At 48.5% G+C, this 21,677-nt stretch carries 15 protein-coding genes; 5 read left to right on the forward strand and 10 right to left on the reverse strand.

All coding sequences use genetic code 11. The features are described 5' to 3' along the window. Positions 1–244 precede the first annotated feature (244 nt). The 9 genes from BQ5453_RS10125 to BQ5453_RS10165 all read right to left on the reverse strand — a co-directional run bounded on the left by BQ5453_RS10125 (position 245) and on the right by BQ5453_RS10165 (position 11,610). On the reverse strand, positions 245–1,915 hold the full coding sequence (locus BQ5453_RS10125; protein WP_071123126.1) for an amino acid permease: 1,671 nt from the start codon (positions 1,913–1,915) through the stop codon (positions 245–247). A 204-nt stretch (positions 1,916–2,119) separates the two neighbouring features. Further along, entirely contained in the window at positions 2,120–3,109 is a 990-nt protein-coding gene (gene tsf, locus BQ5453_RS10130; protein WP_071123127.1) for a translation elongation factor Ts, read from the reverse strand. Between the two features lie 164 nt (positions 3,110–3,273). Then, the gene (gene rpsB / locus BQ5453_RS10135) at positions 3,274–4,089 is read right to left on the reverse strand and encodes a 30S ribosomal protein S2 (RefSeq protein ID WP_071123128.1); all 816 of its coding nucleotides are present in this window, start codon (positions 4,087–4,089) and stop codon (positions 3,274–3,276) included. Between the two features lie 191 nt (positions 4,090–4,280). Next, the gene (gene rpsI, locus BQ5453_RS10140; RefSeq protein ID WP_022101676.1) at positions 4,281–4,667 is read right to left on the reverse strand and encodes a 30S ribosomal protein S9; all 387 of its coding nucleotides are present in this window, start codon (positions 4,665–4,667) and stop codon (positions 4,281–4,283) included. An 11-nt stretch (positions 4,668–4,678) separates the two neighbouring features. After that, the gene (rplM, locus tag BQ5453_RS10145) at positions 4,679–5,140 is read right to left on the reverse strand and encodes a 50S ribosomal protein L13 (protein WP_022101677.1); all 462 of its coding nucleotides are present in this window, start codon (positions 5,138–5,140) and stop codon (positions 4,679–4,681) included. A 346-nt stretch (positions 5,141–5,486) separates the two neighbouring features. Next, positions 5,487–6,134: an MgtC/SapB family protein gene (locus tag BQ5453_RS10150; protein WP_071123129.1), complete on the reverse strand. Its 648-nt coding sequence runs from the start codon at positions 6,132–6,134 to the stop codon at positions 5,487–5,489. 166 nt (positions 6,135–6,300) lie between these two features. Beyond that, the gene (locus BQ5453_RS10155) at positions 6,301–8,769 is read right to left on the reverse strand and encodes a S9 family peptidase (RefSeq protein ID WP_071123130.1); all 2,469 of its coding nucleotides are present in this window, start codon (positions 8,767–8,769) and stop codon (positions 6,301–6,303) included. 18 nt (positions 8,770–8,787) lie between these two features. Continuing rightward, complete coding sequence (lptB, locus tag BQ5453_RS10160; protein WP_071123619.1) at positions 8,788–9,597, reverse strand: LPS export ABC transporter ATP-binding protein; 810 nt, start codon at positions 9,595–9,597, stop codon at positions 8,788–8,790. Between the two features lie 354 nt (positions 9,598–9,951). Next, the gene (locus tag BQ5453_RS10165; RefSeq protein WP_071123131.1) at positions 9,952–11,610 is read right to left on the reverse strand and encodes an AMP-binding protein; all 1,659 of its coding nucleotides are present in this window, start codon (positions 11,608–11,610) and stop codon (positions 9,952–9,954) included. Between the two features lie 379 nt (positions 11,611–11,989). Between BQ5453_RS10165 and mltG the strand changes: the two genes are divergently transcribed. Both mltG and BQ5453_RS10175 read left to right on the forward strand, forming a co-directional pair. After that, positions 11,990–13,015, forward strand: coding sequence for an endolytic transglycosylase MltG (mltG, locus tag BQ5453_RS10170; RefSeq protein ID WP_071123132.1), 1,026 nt, complete (start codon positions 11,990–11,992; stop codon positions 13,013–13,015). A 34-nt stretch (positions 13,016–13,049) separates the two neighbouring features. Then, the gene (locus BQ5453_RS10175; protein ID WP_071123620.1) at positions 13,050–13,574 is read left to right on the forward strand and encodes a very short patch repair endonuclease; all 525 of its coding nucleotides are present in this window, start codon (positions 13,050–13,052) and stop codon (positions 13,572–13,574) included. A gap of 42 nt (positions 13,575–13,616) precedes the next feature. Here BQ5453_RS10175 and BQ5453_RS10180 read toward each other — a convergent pair whose 3' ends face one another. Beyond that, on the reverse strand, positions 13,617–15,065 hold the full coding sequence (locus BQ5453_RS10180; RefSeq protein ID WP_071123133.1) for a Na+/H+ antiporter NhaC family protein: 1,449 nt from the start codon (positions 15,063–15,065) through the stop codon (positions 13,617–13,619). An 874-nt stretch (positions 15,066–15,939) separates the two neighbouring features. Here BQ5453_RS10180 and BQ5453_RS10185 point away from each other — a divergent pair. The 3 genes from BQ5453_RS10185 (at position 15,940) to BQ5453_RS10195 (ending at position 21,607) form a co-directional block, all read left to right on the forward strand. Then, positions 15,940–17,547, forward strand: a complete 1,608-nt coding sequence (locus BQ5453_RS10185) for an AAA family ATPase (RefSeq protein ID WP_071123134.1) — start codon at positions 15,940–15,942, stop codon at positions 17,545–17,547. Beyond that, positions 17,537–18,982, forward strand: coding sequence for a vWA domain-containing protein (locus BQ5453_RS10190; RefSeq protein WP_071123135.1), 1,446 nt, complete (start codon positions 17,537–17,539; stop codon positions 18,980–18,982). The genes BQ5453_RS10185 and BQ5453_RS10190 overlap by 11 nt, the downstream gene beginning before the upstream one ends. Positions 18,983–19,114: 132 nt before the next feature. Next, positions 19,115–21,607, forward strand: coding sequence for a TonB-dependent receptor (locus tag BQ5453_RS10195; RefSeq protein ID WP_071123136.1), 2,493 nt, complete (start codon positions 19,115–19,117; stop codon positions 21,605–21,607). Positions 21,608–21,677 lie beyond the last annotated feature (70 nt).

Genomic DNA, 21,677 nt, shown 5'->3' on the forward strand with positions numbered 1-21,677 from the left:
AAAGTAAAAGAACTACGCCCCAATTTGGAAGTAGCTAATGCAAATTTACAACTTTATTCAGATAAAGTCGAAAAACCGGTGCTAAGAATGCTAAATATGTTGGTTCTAATATTAGATGGAGTATAATTGAGTGGGAATAATCCATTCAGAGGCTAAAGGCTCTTGAATATAAAAAAGGAGATTTGCTGATGCTTATCAGGCATTAGGCAAATCTCCTTTTTTTGTGCAACTTCCGTACTGGGTGTTACAACATAATTCTGGACACCTGTTTGGCTTTATGCGTAAAACCGCGTGCGAGGAAGAAGAATATGTGTGCCACGCCAAACAAACTTGCTATCCATAACATCAAATGGCTTTCTTGCCAACCTACAGTCTGTTGATGCCAAAATCCGGTGATGATGCAAAGGAAGGCTACAAACACGCCAATGGCGCTCAGTATGGTTTGGCCATGGCGTCGCACTGTGCCACCTCCGGCAGTGCTGTGCTTTATGCCATAGAATGAGTAAATGTCAATGCCTATGAGCATCCACATGACAAGACGTATCCATGTTTCGGCCGGAAGAAAGAGCATCATGCCTACGCAGCACACTAAACCGGCTGCGGGTATCCATGGCACAAGGGGCGTTTTGAAACCTCGCGGGGCATTGGGCTGAGTGCGACGCACTACAATCACGCCAAGGCACACAAGTGAGAAAGCGAAGAGTGTGCCGATGCTTGTCATCTCGCCAGCTACGTTGGCTGGGACTATGCCTGCAAGCAAACCAATGATAATCATAAAAAGGAAATTGCTGCGTGCAGGGGTGTGAAAACGTTTGTGCAGGTGAGAGAATACTGGCGGAAGAAGTCCGTCCTTGCTCATGCTGTAAAATACGCGGCTTTGCCCCAACATCATGACGAGTACCACACTTGCGTAGCCCAGCAATATGGCTACAATGATGCCACGATTTAACCACGGAAAGGCCGGCACTACAACACCGTCAGGACCAACGGGACCCATGTGGGCAACGGCAGTCGCTGCGGGGGCTATACTTTCGGCTCCGATGTAGGCATGGTAGTCTACTACACCTGTCATGACAAATGAAAACACCATGTACAATATGCTGCATATTATGAGTGAACCTAAAATACCGATTGGCATGTTTCTGCGTGGGTTCTTGGTTTCTTGTGCAGCTGTGCTGACGGCATCAAAGCCGATGTATGCAAAAAATACGATGGCTGCGCCACGAAGTATGCCCGACCAACCATATTGACCAAATACACCTGTGTTTTGAGGTATGAATGGGGTGAGGTTGTCGGTGTTGATGTATTTGAAACCAATGACTATAAAGGCTAAAACTACGGCTATCTTGAGCGTGACCATAAAGTCGTTGAATTTAGAACTGCCTGCGGTGCCTCTCATTAGTATAACGGACAGTAATACAACCAATAGTGCAGCGGGCAGGTTAAACACGCCACCTTCTGCCGGGCAAGCGGTCCACTCAACAGGTATGGCGTACCCGATGTCGGACATCATGATGCTGAAATACTTGCTCCACGAAATGGAAATGGCTACTGATGCCACGGCATATTCGAGCACGAGGTCCCAACCGATGACCCAGGCCACAAGTTCGCCCATGGTAAAGTATGAATAGGTGTATGCAGAGCCTGACACGGGCAGCATTGACGCGAATTCTGCGTAGCAAAGACCTGCCAGGGCGCACGCAATGGCTGCCAGCGCGAAACTAATGACGATGGCTGGACCGGTGTGCTCTCCTGCTACAATGCCTGTTACAGAAAATAGACCGGCACCAATAATCACACCGACGCCAAGGGCTATCAGCCCCCAAGGGCCTAACACACGTTTTAATCCCCTTCCACCTTCGTTGTCGGCTTCGTGTAGTAAATCCTCTGCGCTCTTTTTTACAAATAAGTCCATAGTAATGTATCTTTGTGTTTGTATTTTATGTTGCAAAGTTAGCAAAATGTTTGCATACCATGTATATTATTCTTCATTTTGTAAACGAAAGCACGCGCAGAGCGCAGTTTTGAAATAACTGCTTGTATACAAAAAGCCTCATTGCTTTGGGACGTATGTCCGGTAGCAACGAGGCTTAATATCTATATCGTATGTGATATTGGCTTATTCAGCGCGGAGAGTGAAACGCTTGAAGGCAGTAACAGTAAGTTCCTTGTCGGCAGACTTGAGGTACTCTGATACGGTCATCTTGCTATCCTGGATATACTCTTGGTTCAAGAGGCAAGATTCCTTGTAGAACTTGTTCATACGGCCGTTGGCGATGTTCTGAATCATCTGCTCGGGAAGGTTGGCAGCCTTTTGCTCTGCGGTAGTCTTCTTCAACTCGCGGATTTGGTCAGCCTGCTCAGCAGTGATGTTACCCTTCATGATGCCTTCTTCGAGGTGTTCTTCGCTTTCGGCAATGTAGAGGTTGAAGCCGGCCTTCTTCAATGCTGCTTCAACAGCCTTCTTAACCTGCTCTTCCTTAGTCTTTTCGATGGCAACCTTAAGTTCCTCGTCCTTAACAGCCTGGGGAACGCTTGCTTCGTCAAGAGCTACGGGGTTCATTGCTGCAACCTGCATGGCAACGTTGTGAGCCTCCTCTTCAGCAGACTTGTTCGTTTGTACCATGGTGCAGAGCATGTGACGGCCCATGTGGTCGTAAACTGCCACATTGTCGCCTTCGATGAAGCTATAGCCATCGAGTTCCATCTTCTCACCAGTGATACCGCTACGGTCAGTAACAGCCTCAGCTACAGTGTGGCCACCCATAGGCAGAGCCTTAACCTCGTCGATGCTCTTGCACTTGTTGGCAACAGCAGCGTCAAGAATGTCCTGAGCGAGCTTAACGAAATCAGCATTCTTGGCAACGAAGTCAGTTTCGCACTTCAAAGCGATGATGGCAGCAAAGCCGTTCTCGCTCTTTACGAGCACGCAACCTTCGGCTGCTTCGCGGTCAGAACGCTTGGCAGCTACAGCCTGACCCTTCTTACGAATGATTTCGATAGCCTCTTCGAGGTTACCATTTGACTCAGCGAGTGCCTTCTTGCAGTCGCCCAAACCAGCACCAGTCATGGTGCGGAGCTTCTTGATATCTTCTAATGCTACTCCCATTTTATTGTTGGAAATATATAGTTGTTTTGAGATAGTATTAACTAAAAAAGAAAAGTCCTTAGTTCTAAGGCACAAGCCGTTACAAAGTCACCTTTAGTCGATAACGGCAAAAACTAACCTTATAACCCTATAACCTTAAAACTAAGAACTACTTGATGAAAAGATTACTCAGCCTTAGCCTCAGCAGCGGGAGCCTCAGTAGCTTCGTCCTTGTCGGCACGAGCCTTTGAAGCGCGCTTGTTACGAGTCTTGGCTTCGCCTTCGCCAGCGGCTTCAGCGTCAACCTTCTCGGCCTTGCGCTCCTCGATACCTTCAGCGATAGCACCGCATACAGCGTCAAGGATTACCTCGATGCTCTTGTTAGAGTCATCGTTGGCAGGGATGATGTAATCTACAACGTTAGGATCAGAGTTAGTGTCGACAATACCAAACACAGGGATGCCGAGGCGCTGAGCCTCTTTTACTGCGATGTGCTCCTTGCATACGTCAACCACGAACAGAGCGGCGGGGAGACGAGTCAAGTCGCTGATTGAGCCGAGGTTCTTCTCCAACTTAGCACGCTGACGAGAAATCTGAAGGATTTCACGCTTTGAGAGGTTAGAGTAAGTACCATCGTTCATCAACTTGTCGATATTGGCCATTTTCTTAATAGCCTTGCGGATAGTGGGGAAGTTGGTGAGCATACCGCCCGGCCAACGTTCAGTCACGTAAGGCATATTAACTGAGGCAGCCTTGTCGGCTACAACCTCTTTTGCTTGCTTCTTAGTAGCTACGAAGAGGACACGCTTGCCCTGCTTTGCGATTGCCTTCAAAGCTTCAGCAGCTTCGTCAATCTTGGCAACAGTCTTGTGAAGGTCGATGATGTGAATGCCGTTACGCTCCATGAAAATGTAAGGAGCCATGGCGGGGTTCCACTTGCGTTTGAGGTGACCGAAGTGACAACCGGCCTCCAAAAGGGTGTCGAATGATGTTCTAGACATTTCTTTGTTTTGTTTTGTTCGTTTACTTTCTTTGTGAGTTGTGTTTTAGTTCAACCAGCCAGCGGGTAGCTTCTGTAAGTAAGTCTTGTATCAGAAGATCCTGCTGGTTTAGATACTAAACGTAAATCCAGTTGCAAGTCTGAAATCATGCGGCACATTTGTCGTGTGATTTCAAGCAGCGCATTTGAATATTAACGCTTGCTGAACTGGAAGCGACGACGAGCCTTGGGCTGACCGGGCTTTTTACGCTCAACGGCACGGGGGTCGCGAGTCATGAAGCCTTCAGCACGAAGAGCCTTCTTGTCATCAGCATTGATTTTCACGAGTGCACGGGCGATAGCGAGGCGAAGAGCCTGGCTCTGGCCAGTGAAACCACCACCGCAGAGGGTTACCTTGATGTCGTACTTTTCAGCAACGTCCAAAAGGGTAAGGGGCTGCTTTACAACAAACTGCAGGATGGGAGAGGGGAAGTACTCAGTGAGGTCTCTCTTGTTAATGGTAATTTTACCTGTACCTTCGGTTACGTAGATACGGGCGATGGCGCTTTTGCGGCGGCCTAATGCATTAATCATTTCCATTGCTGCTAAGCTTATTTAAGGAGGTTAATATCAATTGCCTTGGGGCTTTGTGCTTCGTGCTTGTGTTCTGCACCTTCGTAAACGTAAAGGTTTGTGAGGAGCTTGGCACCGAGCTTGTTCTTGGGAAGCATACCCTTAACTACGCGACGGAAAAGTTTGTCTGCACCGTTGGGCTTAGCCATGATGCTGGCAGGAGTGTGTTCGCGCTGACCACCAGGATAACCAGTGTAAGTAAGATAGATGCGATCTGTCCACTTCTTACCAGTGAGCTGGATTTTGTCGGCATTGATAATGATAACGTTGTCGCCGCAGTCTACGTTCGGAGTAAAATTGGGTTTATACTTACCGCGCAGCAGTTTGGCAACTTTTGTGCAAAGACGACCGAGAACCTGGTCAGTAGCGTCTACTACTACCCATTCTTTTTGTGCAGTCTCTTTGTTAGCAGAAATGGTCTTGTAACTTAAAGTGTCCACTTTTGTTTGTTTTAATTGTAACTACTAATGTTTATCTTTTACCGCAGATATTACCTAACCATTACACCCTGGCCAATAGAACGGATGCAACTATTAACCTGCGGATTGGCTGGCTTTTATGGCCGGCCAGATAATAATCGGCGTGCAAAAGTACTACTTTTTTGTTTCATGGCAAACCCTCCGAGTAGTTTTTTATGTAAATCAGCGGTTTTAAGTGCGTTTTATGGTCTGCAGAGGCTGTAAAGGCAAGCACGTGACTATTATAATCAAGTCTTCAAGATTAGTTTACACCATCATCTTCTACACCTATTCGTATCATCTGTATTCGAAAACCTGCTTATTACAGCTATTCTACGCTTGATATTGTCACATCGTCATAATGGCTAACCATTTCTATTAGGTGTTCGTTGCTGGTGTGCCTTTTGATGCGGAGTTCGAGTTCTACCTTGTACAAGTCGGTGTTTTGGGCAGTTTGCTGTTTGCGCAGTTTGTATGACGAAATACTGATATTGGCTTGTTTGAGTTGTTTGATAATGACCTTTATGTTGCTTTCATTTGTTGTGTAGAAAGACAATTCTACCACGGTCTTTCCGATGTGTGGAACAAAGGCTATGAGTACTTCGAGCCCGATAATGACGATGGCAGTGGCAATGCTTGCTGCTGCATACATGCCGCTGCCGCAAGCCAGGCCTATGGCTGCAGTTACCCACAACCCGGCTGCAGTGGTGAGGCCGCGTACCACATTCTTTTGAAATATGATGGTGCCTGCGCCAAGGAAACCTATTCCTGAAACAACCTGTGCTGCTACGCGTGAGGAATCTTTCAGGTCGAATCCGAAGCCATATTGTGACACGATGCAGAACAGGGCACTGCCGAGTGCTACCAAGAAGTGGGTGCGAAATCCCGCATCTTTCGACCTGTATTCGCGTTCAATGCCTATAATACCACCCAACACCAGGGCGATGAGCAGGCGGAGAGTTATTTCAATAATCATAAAGTATGTATGTGTTTAATGAGTTAAGGTTATGAGATTATATGATGAGCGATTGTCCTTATTGGCAATGCGCTATAATCTCATAACCTTAACAGGGTGGTTATTTATTCCGCCGACAGAACAAATGATTGGTTAGCCAGCCGTATGGTGTTGCTAAAGTGACAACTTATTTTATGCTGTCCCACCAGCTGCTGTCGTTTTGCAGATATTTGGCAAACCAGGCATAGATTACATTGAGCCATGCGAGGCGTTTGTTGTAATCGGTGATGACGTGGTTCTCACCCTCCACCTGTACGTATGCCACATCGCGGCCAAGAATTTTGAGCGCAGTGTAGAGTTGTTGGCTCTCATTGGTTGGCACGTTGGTGTCGGCTGTACCATGCAGCAGCAGTAGGGGCGTGTGAATTTTGTCAGCATTGAACAGAGGCGACTGTTTGACGTAGAGGTCGGGGTTGTTCCATGGGAAACTACCATATTGAGCTGTTTCGCCGTAAGAGTAGCCCCAATAGCCGCCGCCCCAGTAGCTGGCAATGTTGCTGATGCCGGCGTGTGAGATGGCTGCAGCAAATATGTCAGTACGTGTTTGCAGGTATTCTGTCATGAAACCACCGTATGAAGCACCGATGCAGCCTACACGCTTGGCGTCAACAAAATTGTGCTGCTTGCAGAACTCTTTGACGCCCTGAATGATGTCGTCGCCAGATTCGTGTCCCCATGTGTTGACGTGGCGTGCAGCAAATTCCTGGCCATAGGCGGTAGTTCCGCTTGGGTTGAGCACATAAACTACGTAGCCTTGTGCTGCAAAGGTTTGGAACGGATACCATGATTCAAGTTGATTGCTCGAGGGTGAGCAACCACCATAGTAGTACACTATCATGGGATACTTCTTGCTGCTGTCAAAGTTGGGCGGTAAAAGGTAAAAACCGTCGATAGAGTCGCCACGTGTGGCCTTGAATTGCCAACTGGTACTTGGGGCGATAGCTACGTCTTTATATATGTCGTCAAAGTTGATTGAACCAATGTGGCGAGTTTGTGGCTTTGCTTTGCCCAATTCGCAAGTATACATGTCGCGTGCTCGTTGCGGTGTCTGTCCAAAAAATACTGCGCGGGGTGCAGACTTGGCAGTTGTGGCAATACTATAATCCTGCACGTATGTGACGGGCAACTCATAGCGTGTGACTTGCATATTTTTAGGGTTGAGACGGAAAAGGTTCCGTCCCATGCGGTCGTCGGCAGTAAAGTAAATCATGTTATCGCCCTTGTTCCATTCGTAATTGGCCACCGAGGGATTAAAATGCCGTAGGGCGGGTGTGGTCTTGCGCGAAGCTATGTCGTATATGTAAAGCCGGTAGTCAAAGCCTTGTGGTGTTTGTCCGGCTTTAACTTCGCTCCCAATTCCTGCAAATGCGCCAGGCGAGGCCGATATGAGCAGCTGTTGTGCGTTAGGTGAGAATTGCGCACTATTGATGAAAGTAGTGTCTGCAAGCAGTGTGTCAACCTTTCCTGTGTAGGCGTCCATGCGTACAAAAGTGGTGCGTGAAATGGGCAATTTGCTCACGTCGGTGCGGCCGTACTGCAACAGCAGTTGCTTGCCGTCGGCAGAGATGTCGGCTAACCATACGCCGGCAGTGCCAAAGGTGATGCGTTGCATAAGTCCGCTTTTCAAATCATAGCGCCATAAGTTGTTGCGGTTGCGCCAGCCTGGTTGGCGGTCATCGGGCTCTTGTATGCGTTTCAAGCCATTTTTAGAGCCCTCACCCTCCTCGGTCTTGTTGAAGATGAGGTAGTTCCCGTCGGGCGACACATTAAAGCTTCCGTCCGGCATGTTGTCGGCCAACACTTGTTCTTTGCCGTCGGCAGGTGTGTACACTACGAGTTCCTTGCCTTGTCCGCTGGGGCGAGTGTAGTATAACACATCGCGGTTGCCGTTGAGCCAATTCAGTTCTACATACTCATTGCGGTGCATCAGTTCGCGTCCTGTAGCCACTTCGGTCAGCGTGGTGGTATACTGACTTTTACCATCGGTCTTGGTATAATAGCTCGATGTTACAAGGTATTTACCCGTGGGCGAGAGCGCCACGTTGCGGTAGTGTGGTCCCCAAGTTTGTTGTCCAATGGTGAATGGGCGTTTACCCGTAGCATTCACTTGCAATCCGGCAAGGTCTTTGCCCGTGATGCTCACGTCAAATGAGTCCTTGTCGGCCTTTTGTGTAAATATTTGCAGAGCCAGTTCGGCGCGTCCTGGTGTAAGTGTCAGGTCACTGCTGCTTTCTTTGTCGTTGACGTACAACTTGTAGTTGCTGATGCCTTTAATGTCGACGTGCGCTTTAGTGTAGCGGTCAGCCTGCAGGTTAAATCGCAAAATGCGCATGGCTGGCAAGCTGTCCTTTTCAAGCGTAAAGTGATAGCCTTGATTGATTTTGGTAAAAACGGGCTTGCGCACGCCACTCGTCTTGATGAGTTTGGCGTTGCTGCCGAGTGCTTCCTTAATGTCAAAAGGCTGTCCTTTAGTATTTAGAGAATCGGTAGAGTAGGGACTTTGTATGGTGTAGGGACCCTCCATCTGTGCTGTTTTAACCACCAAAGTGTCGGTGGTAGCAGATGCTGCAACTGAAAGCAGTATTGATAAAAGCATAATGCGGTATGTGTGTTATTAGTTGTTGCTGCGGTCACGGTCCATGGTTTGGAAATCCTTTTTGCGCAACTTAAAGCTATTAGTTAGGTATTTATCTCGAACAACTTGGTTCTCAGCTAATTCCTCTGGCGTACCTTGGAATAGTATTCTGCCTTCAAACAGCAGATATGCACGGTCGGTAATACAAAGTGTTTCCTCCACATTGTGGTCGGTGATGAGAATGCCTATGTTGCGGTCCTTCAGTTTCCACACAATGTATTGAATGTCCTCCACGGCAATGGGGTCAACGCCCGCAAATGGTTCGTCGAGCATGATAAACTTTGGGTCGATAGCCAGACAGCGAGCAATCTCAGTACGTCGGCGCTCACCGCCCGACAGTTGGTCGCCAAGGTTCTTGCGCACTTTCTGCAGTCGAAATTCGGCTATCAGACTTTCGAGTTTCTCTTTGCGATACTCTTTTGATCGTCCCGTCATTTCGAGCACAGAGGCAATGTTGTCCTCCACACTCATTTTGCGAAACACCGATGCCTCCTGTGCCAGATATCCGATGCCCTTTTGTGCACGTTTGTAAACGGGGTCTTTCGTAATCTCGTGATTGTCCAAGAATATTCGGCCACCGTTGGGCACAACAAGCCCCGTTGTCATATAAAACGAAGTAGTCTTTCCGGCACCATTGGGGCCGAGCAATCCTACAATTTCACCTTGCTTCACGTCAAACGACACGCCATTTACCACGGTGCGTTTGCCGTATTTCTTGACCAGTCCTTCCGACCTCAGCACCATTGATGTTTGTGCGGTTTGGTCGGTAGTTGGTTGCAGTGGTTGCATGTTGGCAGTCTGCTCCTCGTTGTCAGAATTATTATGCCTGAAAAATGAAATCATGTGTATTGCTTTTGTAAGTAGGTGTTCAAAATTATTTTTACATTGAAAGTGCGTTATCGGGACCCAGGTGTTTCCTTCGGGTGAGGAAGCATAGCGGGCTATGTGACCGAGAACGAAGGGAACAGATGCGCCTCGAGAACGTGCTTTCAATGTGAAAATAACACCTACCGATTGTATAAAATAATTTTGAACACCTACTTATTTGCATGGTTAACGGGCTAACGGGTTAACAGGCAAGGGCGCGTTTTGCACACACAATCCTTAAACCTGTCAACCCGTTATGTGGCCAACCTTGTTAGCTTATTTATAGAGGAAACGTTTGATGCTGCGTTTCGGTGTCTTTTCAAACTCCGTTTTATGGAGTTCGACTGACGAAATGCGCTCGTATGCAGCCACCATGACGTTAAGGTCCTTGCGGTTTTGCTCCATGGCCATGCGCAATCCGTTCTCGTCCAATCCGTCGCGTTCGGCCTCGTCGTAGTCGGGGTGTATTAGAGCCACAAGCTTTTCGTCGCGCTGCACCACGATGCTCTCATTAACGTATGGCAGCGTGTTGAGTTTGTCCTCAATTTCCTCAGGGTAAATGTTTTGTCCCGAGGCGCCAAGTAGCATGTTCTTGCTGCGTCCGCGTATAAACAAGTTGCCTTCAGCGTCCATCACGCCCAAATCGCCTGTATGGTACCAACCGTCAACGAGTGTAGATTTTGTGGCTTCGGGGTTTTTGAAATAGCCGAGCATCACATTGGCGCCGCGTGTCAGAATTTCGCCCACAGTGTGTTGGGGGTCAGGACTGTCAATCTTTATTTCCATGCGGGGCGCAGCCTTGCCACATGAGCCTTTCTTAAACTTTTGCCAATCCTCGTACGAAATGATGGGCGCACATTCTGTAGCACCATAGCCCACCGTGTAGGGGAAATGTATTTTATTGAGCAAATCTTCCACCTCGCTGTTGAATGCAGCGCCACCAATGATGATTTCGTAGAAGTTTCCGCCGAAAGCCTCAACCAGTCCCTGACGCACTTTGTCAAGAATACGTCCGCTTATGAAGGGCAGCTTGAGCAACACTTTCATGCTGGGCGTTTGCAACTTGGGCAACACATTCTTTTTGATAATCTTTTCGATAATCAGCGGCACTGAGATAACAATGACGGGTTTGATTTCGCCAAACGCCTTCAACACAATTTTGGGTGAAGGTATGCGCGTGAGGTAGTATACGTGGCAGCCGTGTATAAATTCGAAAATAAACTCGAAAGCCATACCATACATGTGGGCTAGGGGCAGCATCGATATCACGCTGTCGCCGCGGTGCACTTGTTTGCCGAGCACCTCGATGGCAAATTGATAATTCGACCACAATGCGCGGAAAGGCAGCATCACGCCTTTTGAGTTAGATGTGGTGCCGCTGGTGTAGTTGATAAGCGCCAAAGCGTCGGGGTCGGCAGCATGTGTATAGCTGATGTGTTCCTTTCTGAAATATTTGGGATATTTGCGGCCAAACAGTTCGTTGAGCCTTTCGCGTGCATCAGTCAGCAGTTCGGTGCGTGACAGGAGTACCGAGTAGTCGGGAATGTTGATAATGCCCTCAAGGTGAGGCATGGCCTGTGCGTCGAGTTCGGGCCAAACCATGTCGCCCACAAAGAGAATTTTAGCTTCAGAGTGGTTAACAATGTCGTGCACTTGCTGCGCCTTAAATTCATGCAAAATAGGCACCGCCACCGCACCATACGTCAGTGTGGCCAAAAAGGCTGTAGCCCAGTTGGCACTATTGCGGCCGCACAGGGCAATCTTGTCACCCTTGGCAACACCTGCATTTTCAAACAGGATATGGAGCTTCTCAATTTTTCGTGCTACGTCCTTGTATTGCAAGGTCACACCTTGATAGTCGGTTAGTGCGTCAAGGTCCCAATTCTTTTTGAGACTCTCAGCTATCAAGTCGACGAAATCGGTATATGTTTCCATCTGAGGTATTTGATAGGCCGGGTTAGCACATCGTATTTAAGTAGAAGTATAGTCTAACTCGGCACATTGAATAATGTTTTGTGCAAAAGTAGTAAAAAAAATAGCCTTTCACAAAGCGTATGGGCAATTATTTCACCAATCCCAAACGTTACGCCTAAAAAATACGTACTTTTGCGATGCTAAACCATTAACCCGTTGGCGGAATTCTTGATTAGCGGGTTAACAAGTTGATGGGCTGACAGGTAAGTTGGTTTTGCACTGCCTACCCGTGTTTTTAAGACAGAAAGGCAAGGAACGTATGAACTTGGCTAACGAACCCGTTGGATTGTCAACTTGTTTACAAATTCCGCCAACGTGTACTTAATAAATTGAGTGTATTATGACAGACAAACAAAAAAAAATAACAAGCATTGCAGCTGCGGCCGTTGTCATTGTGGCCATATTGATATACTGGCTTTTCTTCTCAAGTTTCAGCTCAAGCCGCAAGCCCTCGTTTGTTTATATTGACAGCGACGACACCCCCGACTCTGTATATGTAAAGCTCGACAAGGCTGCAAAACCCTCGCAAATGGTTGGACTCAAGCTTTGCGCTTTCGTGGTGAATTATGGTTCGCATGTTCACCTAGGGCGTTATGCCACGGGCGATGGTGTTAGCACATTCCGCTTAATTCGTAATTTGCGTGGTGGCCGCCAGTCCGCCGTCGAACTTGTCATACCCGTGGTGCACACCATGAATGACCTTGCAGGCCGATTGTCACAACAACTCGAGGCCGACTCAGCCACATTGGCCGCCACGTTTAAGGACGGCAAGGTGCTAACGCCATTAGGTGTCGACACCGCCACAGTGCCTTGCTTGTTCATACCCAACACCTACGAGGTGTATTGGGACATTACACCGCAGAAATTGATGCAGCGTATGAAAAAAGAACACGATGCCTATTGGACATCGGCGCGCAAGCAACAGGCCAAGGCAGCAGGCCTCACCCCCGACGAGGCTTACACCTTGGCATCAATTGTAGAGCAGGAGTCGGCCAATGAGGGCGAACGCCCGATGATAGCCGGTATGTATCTCAACCGCTTGCACCAAGGCATGAAACTGCAGGCCGACCCCACCGTAAAGTATGCTCTGCACGATTTTGCGTTGCGTCGCATCATGATAAACCATTTGAGTGTCAATAGCCCATACAACACTTACCGCAATGTAGGCCTGCCCATAGGCCCTATATGTATACCATCGCTCAATGCCATACAGTCGGTGCTCAACTACGCACACCACAACTATATATATATGTGTGCCAAAGAGGACTTTTCGGGCACGCACAATTTTGCTGCCACTTACGAGGAACATACAGCAAACGCCAAGCGCTATGCTGAGGCACTCAACAAGCGCGGCATAGCAAAATAAGCGCATAAGTATGGCCCAGTTGTTGCCCAAAAGCATTGACGTGCTGACTCCCGAGCAGCGGCACCGCTGCATGTCGCACATTCGTAGCAGCAACACGCGGCCGGAGCGCATGGTGCGCCGTTTCTTGTTTGCATGCGGCATGCGTTTCCGCAAAAATGTAAAGGCTTTGCCCGGCACCCCCGACATCGTGTTGCGCAAGTATCGCACCGTGATATTTGTAAATGGTTGTTTTTGGCATGGGCACGAAGCCTGTAAATACTATCATTTGCCAAAGACGAACACTGCGTTTTGGCGCGACAAAATCAGCCGCAACCGCCAGCGCGATGCGCGCAATGTGGTGCAACTGCAGCATCAGGGTTGGCATGTAATAGTCATTTGGGAGTGTGAGTTGAAGCCGGCAGTGCGTGTCGGCACACTCGATGCGCTTTATTTAAAACTCAACCGCTATTTCTTACAACAATACGAGGTCGTTTCGGCATATCATCATGCCGAAACGACCTCGTGTCTGTTACAGGCAGCCGAACCCGCTGCCGGTTATGAACGTTCAAATGAGGATTGATGCGCAAGTATGTGCGTGTATCGTACCAAAGTTGTGCAAGTGTCACGCTTTGGAGGCGTCACCCTGTTGGTTTGCCGAGGTTCGGAATATCTTATACCCCAAAGCCGCAATGGCTATGCTCATCACAGGACTGATGATGTTGAAAAAACAATAAGGCAGATAAACCATGGTAGGCACCCCCAACACTGTGGCCTGTGTCATGCCGCACGTGTTCCATGGCACAAGCACTGAGGTGACTGTCACGCTGTCCTCGGTGGTGCGGCTTAGCAACCGGCGTTCAAATCCTTGACGGTCGAATATGCGTCTGAACATATTGCCAGTAAGCAATATGCAGATGTACTGGTCCGCCACAGCCAAATTAAGCATCAAACCGCTGCACACAGTTGAGGCTACCAGGCTGGTGCGCCCTTTTATCATACGCACAAACAGCCGGGTGATGCCGCGCACCATGCCGCCAGCCTCCATGGCACCGCCAAAACACATGGCACAGATTATCAGCCAAATTGTGCCCATCATGCCAGCCATGCCACGTGTGGCCACAAGCGATGTGAGTACGGGGTTGTCAGTTGGTATGGATGTGCTGCCATAAATGCTCTGCATGGCCCCCTTAAACAAGTTGTCGCCAGCAATGTCGTGCAGCACTTGTTGTTGAAAAATCAAAGCAAAAATAACCGCCAACAGTGTGGATAAAAACAGCGTAACAACAGGTGGCAGACGTTTGGCTATCATAAATCCCGTAAGCACAGGCACAAGCAGCAACCAAGGAGTTATGCAGAAACGGTCTTTAATGGTGGCCGTAAACAGTGATATCTCATGTGTGCTGTTGGTATCTTGTACAAAGCCTGCAATGGCAAAAATCAGCAGCGCGATGCTCAGTGAGGGTATAGTAGTAATGAGCATGTAGCGAATGTGCTTGAACAAAGGCACGTTGACGGCCCCCGAAGCCAACACCGTTGTGTCGGACAATGGCGATATCTTGTCGCCAAAATATGCACCGCTGATAATGGCACCAGCAATCCAGCCGTCGTCAAATCCCTGGGCACGTCCAATGCCCATGAGGGCTATGCCAATGGTGGCTATGGTGGTCCACGAGCTGCCTGTCATGACGCTGACAATGGCCGATATGATGCAAGTTGAAGCCAAAAATATATCGGGGTGTATAATTTGTATGCCATAATAGATGAGCGAAGGCACCACACCGCTCACCATCCATGTGCCGCTGAGGGCACCAATTAGTAGCAAAATGAGTATGGCACTTGTCACGCTTGAGATGTTGTGCGTGATAGCATTCTCAAAATCCTTCCATGGAATGCGCAAAAAACAGGTACCAATCAGCACGCAGATGGCTGATACGGCCAGCAGTGTAACTTGGCTTGCACCCGATAGCGAGTCGCTGCCATAGGTGCGTACAGTGGCTACCAGCATCAGTACAAGTACAATGATAGGCAGGAGCGATAATAGAGCCGAAGGCGTTTTCTTGTTAGTTGTCATGTTTAGTTATTTGTCTTATGCAAAAATACGGAATGAGGTTAAAATGCTCAAGAATATGCAGTAAATCTATTCAAATATGCAGGTGTGACGGCGATTTATGCAATTTGGCGTGCCGTTGTAGATAGGAAATGTTTTACAATGTCCACATTCCGGTGGTTGCGCCACAGGGCTTGCACTTTACGTGCAGACAAGCGGCACAAGTGCAGACGCGTGCAGACAAGTGTAGTGCACACAAATCAGAGGCTTGTATTGCCTGTCAGACGAAAAATCTTCAAATTGTCTGCACTCTGCACTTTTGCTTGTAACCGATTGATAATCACATAGTTTATGAGTGTAGACAACACTGCATTTTGTCTGCACTGCCGTCTGCACAACCCCCTAACGGTGGGGCGACGTAATGGCACGGAAAGGTGGACTTTACGCTTTAGGGAGAGCGGATTTTGGGTTGCTCCGAATGGATATTCTGCCGCCTATGACAGAAAAAACTCTCGCCCGTTGTTGTTTACACTCATAGGCAGGCGTGCAGATGGTAGTGTACATGGTTATGATAGTTGTATGCACAGCGTAATACGTTGAATATCAGCTAAAAAACATCGAAAAGTGCAGAGTGCAGACAAATACTCAAAAAGTTGATTATGTGGTGCACCGACAGCCGGATCGTGGTGTCAGGACAAACTACACTGCTACGCAACAAAACTTTTAGTTTGGTAATTTGAGAAATAGCTTTAAGTTGGTTGGGTAATGTGACTGAGAACGCGGTGGGCAGATGCGCCCGAGATAGTGTTTTCAACATATAAATAATTTTGAGCACCTACTTATTAGTGCTACCTTTGCATCGACTTAGCTGGATAGGCTGTTTTATGCACAAACAATAATGAATACACTACAATCACGTATGACGCATCTGTTGCGCTATTTGCAGCGGGGCATTTACGAAAAAAATACAGAAATGGCCCTGGCGCTGTTGGCAGCGTTGGCGGGTGAAAGCATCTTGTTGCTTGGCCCTCCGGGGGTGGCAAAATCGATGGTAGCACGTCGGTTGAAAAAGGCTTTTGGCGGTGCCACGTCGTTTGAATATTTAATGTCGAGATTTTCAACCCCCGACGAGATATTTGGCCCCGTAAGCATAGCAAGGCTCAAGTCCGACGATGTGTATGAAAGGGCAACCGAAGGATTTCTGCCCACGGCCGATGTGGTGTTTCTTGACGAGATATGGAAGGCAGGTCCTGCCATACAGAATACGCTGCTGACGGTGCTGAATGAAAAATTGTTCCGCAATGGTAATAAAGAGCTGCACTTGCCGCTAAAATTGCTGGTGGCAGCTTCGAACGAACTTCCGGCCCAAGGCGAAGGACTCGAAGCCCTGTGGGACCGCTTTGTTATTCGCGTAGTGTGCCGTTGCATACAGAGTGAATCGGTTTTCAGGCAAATGCTATGCTGCGACGATGACGAGCCATGTGCCGACGAGGAGGTGGCAGAGCCTATTACCGCAGATGAATATGCCCTTTGGCAACGTGAGGCACACAAAGTGGCATTGAGTCAGGATTTGCTCGAATCCATATCGTGTATCCGCCAAGAGTTTAAGCGTGTAGAGATTGAGAATACGGAGTTGCCACGTAGCATATATGTGAGCGACCGTCGTTGGAAACACATTGCTGCCTTGTTGCGCACATCGGCCTATTTACAGGGGCGCACATCGGCCACGCGTGCCGACCTGCTGACAATGTATCATTGCTTGTGGAATGAGCCTGTTGAGATAGCAGCTGTCAGGTCAATTGTTATAAAGTCAATATTCGCCCCTCACGTTCAGCGCCTCGAAACCTTGGCCGCTGGTGTGAAGGCCGACTTGCGTGCCCGCCGTGCCGACGAGGCTTTGGCCAAAGCTGTGCGCGAGAATGACCACCGCGATGACGATTTGCTGATTGTCGACCGCTTCTTTTATCAGATTGAAAATCATGGTACGGGCCATACCTATGTGTTTGTAACCGACTTTAAGCGTATGCCGGTACGCAGCAAATTGGCAGCACCGGCACAAGGGGTGATTTATAAAGACCCAACGCACAACGGGCGGCAAATAGTGCGTTTGTTCTCGCCTGACATCATGGCCGGCATTCCGCGTCAAAACCGCGAGCAGGTGACGTTGTGCCGCGACAGCGATCACATATATATAAATGGTATAGCATTCAAAATGCGCCATGTGGGAGCTGCTGTAATGAATCCGGCAGATGGCAGTATCGGTGGGTTGTTTGACAATGCAAATGTGGCGTCAAACGCTGATGTGGCATCAACCACAACTTATGCACATTACGAGGACGATGTGGAGCAGGTATGTAATGACGCCGACTCCTTGAAACGGGCTTTGGAGCAGAACATCTTTGTGAGTGACGACGACCGCAAGGAGGTTGATGCTTACTTGCAGTCATTTTACAAGCAAGTGGCTTTGTGCCGCGTTGATATACGCCGATTGCTGTATGACGAATGAGCCAGCCTTTTATATGAAAATGCTCCACGCCTTTGTCAACTCAGGCGAGGAACCCGATGCCCTTACGTGCGAGTGTGATGTTCTGGCGCAATACCTGTGTACAGCCATGCACGATGCGCAGGTAAAGGCACTGGTGCTTAATGACGAGGTGGCTGCGCGTGTGTTTGTAGATACAATGGCGCAATTCGTCAGTCTTAACTTGCAAAAGGCTGCCTACCAAATGCAGCGGTGCAGCTATGAACGCAAACAAATAGCCGAAGCGGCAGAATGGAGCCACATCAAGCGGCGCGACAACTGGCAGGCCTTGGTGCAGATGATGGACGACAAATATGCAGCACAGGGGTTTGACAAGGGCTTTTACAATCGTGAATTTGGCGAAAAGGGGCAATCAGACGATGATGCTTTATGGCAAACGTTGCTCAATGATTGGCAAAATAATTTGGACTTGCGCCTGGCTCTGCACCAACGCGAATTTTTGGAGAGCCGGCGCGAGTTGCAGAACCGCTTGTTGCACAACAACCTGAAGGCTGTTACCCAATATGTACAGCAGCATGGTGTGAACCGGGAGCGCTTTTATCAGTCGTGGGCACTGATGGGCGGTCGTTGGAATGTGGTGGAATACGAGCGTTTGCAGCAGGTGGTCGACTTTCAGCGCCGCTATCCCGTCCTGCAGACTATAACCGACCGCATGGGACGGGTGGCCGATGCTTTGGGCCACAAGCGCATAGGCTATAGCCAGGGAAATGAGGAGCAAATGCACCATGCCTCGCAAAGCGACATAACGGGCATCAGTGTGGGGCGCGACTTGGGGGCTTTGTTGCCAACAGAGTTGGCGCAATATGCCGATGCCGACATGGAGGACGTTTTTTTGCAGAAATATGTGACGGGGCGTTTGCAAACGTTTGACTACCAAAGTCGCACGCTTAATGCGGCACGGGGTTTGCACACCAAGCCAGCGCGGCCGTGCGGCCCAATGGTTGTATGTGTGGATATGTCTGGCAGTATGATGGGCGAGCCAAGCAAGGTGGCCCTTTCGCTCATGATGAGTTTGTGCGAAATGTGCACATCGAAGCGGCGTAATTGCTATTTGATAGCTTTTAGCGTGCAGGCACAACCCATCGATGTGCTCAACGACCGCACGCAACTCTTGCAATTTTTCAACCGCCGTGCTGCGGGTGACACCGATGCCAGGCGCGCGCTCGATGCCATGTTTGCGTTGCTGAATGGCAATTCGCGTTATGCTGGTGCCGACGTGCTTTGGGTGACGGACTTCCGCATTCCTTTGCCGCCACCAACGTATTTTCTGCAAATAGAGCGTTTGAGGCATGAAGGCACCCGCTTTTATGGGTTGCAACTTGGCATAGCTGAAAATCATTGGTTGCCTTATTTTGATGAAATGTTCAAGATAGAGGACATCAAAATGGAGGTGCGATAACTTTTTACACCTTTGTTATGTAGCAAAACTGTAATGAGGCGCGTCTGATAGGTATAAGCAACTGTCCAGACCTGTTTTGCATGGGAAACGACCTCTGCTGATTGTATGACACAATATAGAACATAGACTTAAATGAACAAAATCACCCTATTGACACTATTATTGCCTTTTTCGCCCCTCGTGGCAGTGTATGGTCAGAGCAATTATACCATAAAAGGCACATTGTGCGACTCCTTGACCCGTCAGCCAGAGGCATACGCCACGGTGCGACTGCTCGGAGTGCCGTCAATGAAACCGCTGAAAGCTAACACCACACAGCTTGATGGCAAATTTAGCATTACTGCTTCAAAGCCTGGAAAATACGTGCTTGAGCTTATGTCGATTGGCAAGGCTCCCGTACGCCGGCAGATAACGTTGGCAGCAGATAAGCGTATGGTTGATACTGATACGCTGTACATAAAGGAATACAACTCTACTTTAGGGGTAGCAACCGTGACGGCACAACGCCCATTGGTTAAGGCCGAACTGGACAAACTGACGTATTCGATAGCCGATGACCCTGACGCTAAAACCAACACGGTGCTTGAAATGTTGCGCAAGGTGCCGATGGTGACGGTTGATGGTGAGGATAACATCAAGGTGAACGGAAATGCCAGCTTTAAGGTGTATGTCGACGGAAAGCCCAACCAAATGATGAGTGCCAATCCGTCTATGATATTCAAAGCTTATCCGGCTTCGGCTATTCAAAAGATAGAGGTTATTACCAATCCTGGCGCAAAATATGATGCCGAGGGGGTGGCTGGTGTGCTTAATATCATAACCAACACCAAGACTTCGACGTCGGGCTATACCGTGACGGCAAATGCTTCGGTTGGTAATCGTGGCGAAATGGGGTCGTTGATGGGAATGGCACAGTTTGGCAAATTCATGATTTCTGCACACTATGGTGCGGGGTATCACGATCAACCTAATACCACTACTAACGTTGAACGCGAATTGTATGGCGAAAATGACAGTCATTTGTTGAAATCGGACACGGAATCGGAGTCGCACGGCATTTTTCAGTTTGGTAACCTCGACGCCAGTTATGAATTTACTAAAAAGGACTTGTTGAGTGTGTCGGCTGGCATTCATGGCTGGAACGGTCGTAACAGCAATATTTCGCTGAACCAGATGTTTAGGGTTGACGGATCGCCTTATTACAGCTATCATGTGGCATCGAAAACAAAGAGCCTGTATCGCAGCATAAACGCTTCGGCCGATTACCAGCACGCTTTTACTGATGACACCAAACTGACTATGTCATACCGCTACGACAACAGTCCGCAAACGACAAAGGTAAAGACGTGGAATGACCAGTTGACCAATCTGCCCGAAAACTTTGGTTTGAAGGATCTTGACACAGACCCGGACAATTTGTCATACGAACATACGGCACAGGTGGATTTTACCACGCCTTTAGACAAAAAGAAAACCCACACAATGGCAACGGGCGTGAAGTATATTCGTCGTGTCAACCGAAGCAACAGTGTGGAGTATTCGCGCCCAGCTGGTAGTGATGCCGACATGCAACTTGACGAGGAACGCTCATTGCGCTACCGCCATACGGGTAACATTGCCGCCGCTTATCTGGAATATAACTTGAAAAAGGGCAAGTGGAGCGCAATGGCCGGAAGCCGATATGAGTATTACAAGGTAGATGTGAGCTATCCCGATGGTAAGCGTGAGGCTTTTGGCACACACATGAGCGATTGGGTGCCTTCGATAAGTGCCGGTTTTAATTTGAGCGACGGCAAAATGTTGAAGGCTGGATATAATATGCGTATAGGACGTCCGGACATTAGCTATCTCTCACCTTATAAGGTGTCTTATTCGCCTGAGGCAGTAACGTATGGTAATCCAGACTTGAAGAGCGAAAAGTCGCACAATTTGGATTTAACTTACAGCATGTTTGGTCCGAAACTCACGTTTAATGCGTCACTCAACTATTCATTCTCCAACAATGGTATGGTGTCGTATAGTTTTGTTGATGAGAATGGCGTGGCCAACACCACTTATGGCGGATTTCAACATTCAAAGATGACGATGCTGTCAACCTATATTAACTGGACTGTTTTTAAGTGTACTACAATCAATCTGAACGCTTCGGCAAGTTATTCTGATTATAAGGCCCATGTGTTGGGTAGTCATAATTCTGGTTTTTCAGCAAACTTGTGGGGCGGATTGCAGCAAACGATGCCGTGGAAACTCAAACTTGGTCTTTGGCTCGGCGGCAACACACGTCAGGTTACCTTGCAGGGTAAGGCTCCAGGCTTCTTTTTCTATAGTCTGAGCTTGAGCCGTTCATTCTTGAAGGAGGACCGTTTGGGCATCAATTTGCAAGCTGGCAACTTTATCGGACGTTATACTCACTTCCGTACCTCAACTGTCACTAATCAAATGCGCTATGTTTCAGATACCCGCAATGACATGATGCGTTTGAGCATTGGCGTAAGTTACCGCCTTGGCTCACTGAAGTCGGGAGTGAAGAAGGTGGACCGAAGCATCGAAAATGATGATGTGATGCGAACCGGAAATAGTTCGGGCGCAAGCGGAGACGCTAATGCAGGAGGCGGACAACAATAACCGATGCAATGACTTATTGCATACAACAAAGGCGTGTTTCGTGATGGTGCGAAACACGCCTTTGTTATGG

Source organism: Prevotellamassilia timonensis (assembly GCF_900106785.1).
In the GTDB taxonomy this organism is placed as follows: Bacteria; Bacteroidota; Bacteroidia; order Bacteroidales; family Bacteroidaceae; genus Alloprevotella; species Alloprevotella timonensis.

Excerpts from the sequence above, each read along its gene's own strand:
- BQ5453_RS10125 (WP_071123126.1), bottom strand. The coding sequence starts at position 1,915 with ATGGACTTATTTGTAAAAAAGAGCGCAGAGGATTTACTACACGAAGCC.
- tsf (WP_071123127.1), bottom strand. The coding sequence starts at position 3,109 with ATGGGAGTAGCATTAGAAGATATCAAGAAGCTCCGCACCATGACTGGT.
- rpsB (WP_071123128.1), bottom strand. The coding sequence starts at position 4,089 with ATGTCTAGAACATCATTCGACACCCTTTTGGAGGCCGGTTGTCACTTC.
- rpsI (WP_022101676.1), bottom strand. The coding sequence starts at position 4,667 with ATGGAAATGATTAATGCATTAGGCCGCCGCAAAAGCGCCATCGCCCGT.
- BQ5453_RS10150 (WP_071123129.1), bottom strand. The coding sequence starts at position 6,134 with ATGATTATTGAAATAACTCTCCGCCTGCTCATCGCCCTGGTGTTGGGT.
- BQ5453_RS10155 (WP_071123130.1), bottom strand. The coding sequence starts at position 8,769 with ATGCTTTTATCAATACTGCTTTCAGTTGCAGCATCTGCTACCACCGAC.
- lptB (WP_071123619.1), bottom strand. The coding sequence starts at position 9,597 with ATGCAACCACTGCAACCAACTACCGACCAAACCGCACAAACATCAATG.
- BQ5453_RS10165 (WP_071123131.1), bottom strand. The coding sequence starts at position 11,610 with ATGGAAACATATACCGATTTCGTCGACTTGATAGCTGAGAGTCTCAAA.
- mltG (WP_071123132.1), top strand. The coding sequence starts at position 11,990 with ATGACAGACAAACAAAAAAAAATAACAAGCATTGCAGCTGCGGCCGTT.
- BQ5453_RS10180 (WP_071123133.1), bottom strand. The coding sequence starts at position 15,065 with ATGACAACTAACAAGAAAACGCCTTCGGCTCTATTATCGCTCCTGCCT.
- BQ5453_RS10185 (WP_071123134.1), top strand. The coding sequence starts at position 15,940 with ATGAATACACTACAATCACGTATGACGCATCTGTTGCGCTATTTGCAG.
- BQ5453_RS10190 (WP_071123135.1), top strand. The coding sequence starts at position 17,537 with ATGACGAATGAGCCAGCCTTTTATATGAAAATGCTCCACGCCTTTGTC.
- BQ5453_RS10195 (WP_071123136.1), top strand. The coding sequence starts at position 19,115 with ATGAACAAAATCACCCTATTGACACTATTATTGCCTTTTTCGCCCCTC.